The sequence below is a fragment of the Mycobacterium sp. genome (genome assembly GCF_049280035.1).
Taxonomy (GTDB): Bacteria; Actinomycetota; Actinomycetes; order Mycobacteriales; family Mycobacteriaceae; genus Mycobacterium.
Map to the genome: position 1 here is coordinate 1 of NZ_JBAPPI010000817.1, position 2,928 is coordinate 2,928.

Consider the following 2,928-nt stretch of genomic DNA (forward strand, 5'->3'; position numbering starts at 1 on the left):
GTCCGGTTCGATTACCAGGTCCAGCTCGCCGCGCAGGGCGACTCGACCGTCGACCCGTCCAAACCCTGGCACGGCACCGAAACCGTCACCGTCGGCAGCCTCGAGATCACCGGTATCGAAACGGAACGCGAGCATGGCGGTGACATCGTCGTGTTCGACCCCATGCGCGTCACCGACGGCATCGAGCCCTCGAATGATCCGGTGCTGCGATTTCGCTCACTGGCTTACTCAGCATCGGTGAAGCTGCGCACGGGTGTGGATCGCGGTCCCGAGGCACCCGCGACCTGATGACGGCCGGGGCCGCTTCTGGCAACGCACTGCATGGCCGTCCGACTGCGGCTGAACTTGTCGCTGCGGTCGCCGAATTCCTCGAGACCGATGTCCGGGAGTCGACTACCGGTCAGGTCAACTTCCATGCCCGGGTTGCGGCCAACGTGTTACGCATCGTCGAGCGTGAATTGCTCGACGAATCGGCCGACGACGTCACCGATGCCCTGGCTGGCGTCGGCTTTGACGACGAAGCCCAACTGGCTTCCGCAATTCGGGCCGGCGTGCTGGACGATCGCAGCGACCAGGTGCGATCGGCTCTACGCGCGCTGGTGAGCCACCGTCTATCGGTCGCGCATCCGGGTTACCAGAACGAATAGAAAGACACCCAATGCCCGCTAACGGCTCCGGCCACAGTCGGCAGGCCATCACCGAGGTGGCCGACCAGCTCTTCGCAGCGATCGAGCGAAGCGACGAGACGACGCTGCGGCAACTGTTCGACGACGACGTCGCGGTATGGCGGGTGGGCGCCCGCCGCGACAACGACAAAGAGCGCGCGCTGAAGGTGCTGCGCTGGTTCATCGGGGTCACCACGCAGCGCCGCTACGAGCTCCTGGACCGCCAGCTGTCCCCCGACGGTTTCGTCCAGCAGCACATCCTGCACGCCACCGGCCACGACGGCGGATTGATCGCTCTGCGCGTCTGCATCGTGATTAAGGTGGGTGTCAGTGCCTCGAATCAAGCCCTGATCAGGCGTATCGATGAGTACTTCGACCCAGCCGAACTCGCACCGCTGATGAGCTAGCCGGCAACGGAGGTGCCGATGACCCGCGCCGGCGACGATGCAGTGGGGGCACCCCCAGCCGCGCAGCGGCGAGGGGGACACAGCGATGAGGAGGAGCGGCGCACATGACGACCGTGGAAACACTGCTGAACGATCCTGACACCGAAGGAGCATGGAACCTCGTTCCCGATCGGTCCACGATCACCTTCAAGATCAAGAACATGTGGGGCCTGATCAGCGTCAAAGGCCGGTTCACCGAATTCACCGCCGACGGCCAGGTCACCGGCAAGGGTGCCATCTTCGGCCGCTTGGACATCCAGGTGGCGTCGTTGCGGACCGGAATCGGAAAGCGCGACGATCATCTGCGGTCGGCCGATTTCTTCGATGTCGAGCGCTTTCCGGAGATCGGCGTGGTTGTTACCGCGGTGCAGCCCACCACCGGTAACGCCGCCGATTTGCAGGCCACCTTCAGCATCAAGGGGGTCACCGCGCCGGTGCCGCTGCCGGTCCAGATCACCCTGCTCGACGACGGCTCAGTGCGGTTATCGGCGAAAACGGAGATCGACCGGGCCCAGTTCAACCTGGACTGGAACCGGGTCGGCATGGTCGGCGAGACCGCGACAGTCTCGGCCGACGTGTGTTTCGTGCGGGCGCAGCGGTAAGCCCGCATCGTCGCTGGGCAGTACCATCCTCACCGTGCCTGACACCAGCCCACTGCGCATCCTCGTGTACAGCGACAACGCCGAGACCCGACAGGACGTCATGCTGGCGTTGGGCAAACGGGTGCATCCGGATCTGCCCGAGCTGAGCTACGTCGAAGTGGCCACCGGACCTGTCGTCATCCAACAGATGGACGCCGGAGGCATCGATCTGGCCATTCTGGACGGCGAGGCGACCCCGGAAGGCGGCATGGGCATCGCCAAGCAGCTGAAAGACGAAATTGACCAGGGACCGCCGATCGTGGTGCTCACCGGGCGGCGCGACGATGCCTGGCTGGCCAGCTGGTCACGCGCCGAGGCATCGGTCCCGCAGCCGATCGACCCGATTCGGCTCAGCCGAACGGTGCTGGAGTTGCTGCGCCCTCCGGTGCGTTAGCTGACTATCGGACCCCGAGCGCAAGCGGACACGGCCGCCGAGCGCACCCGGATAAGTGCTGCGACCCGATCCCCCGTCGCGCGTCGAGATGCGAAACAGGTTCCCGCTGTTAGCATTTCGTGAGCCGGCTATATCCGCGTGCCGATTGCGCGCTCCGACGGGGCGACCACCCACCCGGCTGTGGTTGAGGTCACATCTAGACTGCTGAGCGCGGGACCACACACGATCGCTAGGCTGTGGTTGCGCTCACAGTCAGCCCATTAGATGAACAGTTAGGGAGCGTCTTCGCGGCATGAATCTGTACCTACCAATCCTGGTGCTTGGGGGGATCGCCGCTGCTTTTGCCCTCGGCTCGGTCGCGCTCGCGCAGATCACCGGCCCGTCGCGCTACAACAAGGCGAAGCTCGAGGCATACGAATGCGGGATCGAACCCAGCGACCAGCCGGCCAATGCTCCGCATGCAGGCAGCGGGCAGCGGTTCCCGGTCAAGTACTACCTGACCGCGATGCTGTTCATCGTCTTCGACATTGAAATCGTGTTCCTGTATCCGTGGGCGGTCAGCTACGACCAGCTGGGGCTGTTCGCGCTGATCGAGATGGTGGTGTTCATGCTCACGGTCTTCGTGGCCTACGCCTACGTATGGCGCCGCGGCGGCCTGACTTGGGATTGAGGTAAGACGTGGGCATAGAGGAGAAAGTGCCGAGCGGCTTCTTGCTGACGACCGTCGAACAGCTGGCGGGATACTTTCGCAAGAGCTCGCTGTGGCCGGCGACGTTCGGGTT

The 2,928-nt window shown here is 64.3% G+C and carries 6 protein-coding genes and 1 pseudogene; all 7 read left to right on the forward strand.

Going from position 1 to position 2,928, the window contains the following annotated elements; translation table 11 throughout:
* Positions 1 to 288 (forward strand): catalase (locus WAN71_RS26170; RefSeq protein WP_422228111.1); only part of this gene is annotated, 288 nt, incomplete at its 5' end.
* Positions 288 to 647 (forward strand): DUF6285 domain-containing protein, encoded by a 360-nt coding sequence (locus WAN71_RS26175; protein ID WP_422228112.1) that lies wholly within the window; start codon positions 288 to 290, stop codon positions 645 to 647. The genes WAN71_RS26170 and WAN71_RS26175, both read left to right, overlap by 1 nt.
* Before the next feature lie 11 nt (positions 648 to 658).
* The gene (locus tag WAN71_RS26180; protein WP_422228113.1) at positions 659 to 1,072 is read left to right on the forward strand and encodes a nuclear transport factor 2 family protein; all 414 of its coding nucleotides are present in this window, start codon (positions 659 to 661) and stop codon (positions 1,070 to 1,072) included.
* A gap of 104 nt (positions 1,073 to 1,176) precedes the next feature.
* A complete protein-coding gene (locus WAN71_RS26185; RefSeq protein ID WP_422228114.1) occupies positions 1,177 to 1,713 on the forward strand; it encodes a YceI family protein in 537 nt (178 codons plus the stop codon).
* A gap of 34 nt (positions 1,714 to 1,747) precedes the next feature.
* A complete protein-coding gene (locus tag WAN71_RS26190; protein WP_422228115.1) occupies positions 1,748 to 2,146 on the forward strand; it encodes a hypothetical protein in 399 nt (132 codons plus the stop codon).
* Positions 2,147 to 2,438: 292 nt separating this feature from the next.
* Positions 2,439 to 2,816 carry an NADH-quinone oxidoreductase subunit A gene (locus WAN71_RS26195; protein WP_422228116.1) on the forward strand — a complete coding sequence of 126 codons (378 nt, stop codon included), beginning with the start codon at positions 2,439 to 2,441 and terminating at the stop codon, positions 2,814 to 2,816.
* A gap of 8 nt (positions 2,817 to 2,824) precedes the next feature.
* A pseudogene (locus WAN71_RS26200) lies at positions 2,825 to 2,928 on the forward strand (NADH-quinone oxidoreductase subunit B); the annotation flags it as partial.

Excerpts from the sequence above, each read along its gene's own strand:
- WAN71_RS26175 (WP_422228112.1), top strand. The coding sequence starts at position 288 with ATGACGGCCGGGGCCGCTTCTGGCAACGCACTGCATGGCCGTCCGACT.
- WAN71_RS26180 (WP_422228113.1), top strand. The coding sequence starts at position 659 with ATGCCCGCTAACGGCTCCGGCCACAGTCGGCAGGCCATCACCGAGGTG.
- WAN71_RS26185 (WP_422228114.1), top strand. The coding sequence starts at position 1,177 with ATGACGACCGTGGAAACACTGCTGAACGATCCTGACACCGAAGGAGCA.
- WAN71_RS26195 (WP_422228116.1), top strand. The coding sequence starts at position 2,439 with ATGAATCTGTACCTACCAATCCTGGTGCTTGGGGGGATCGCCGCTGCT.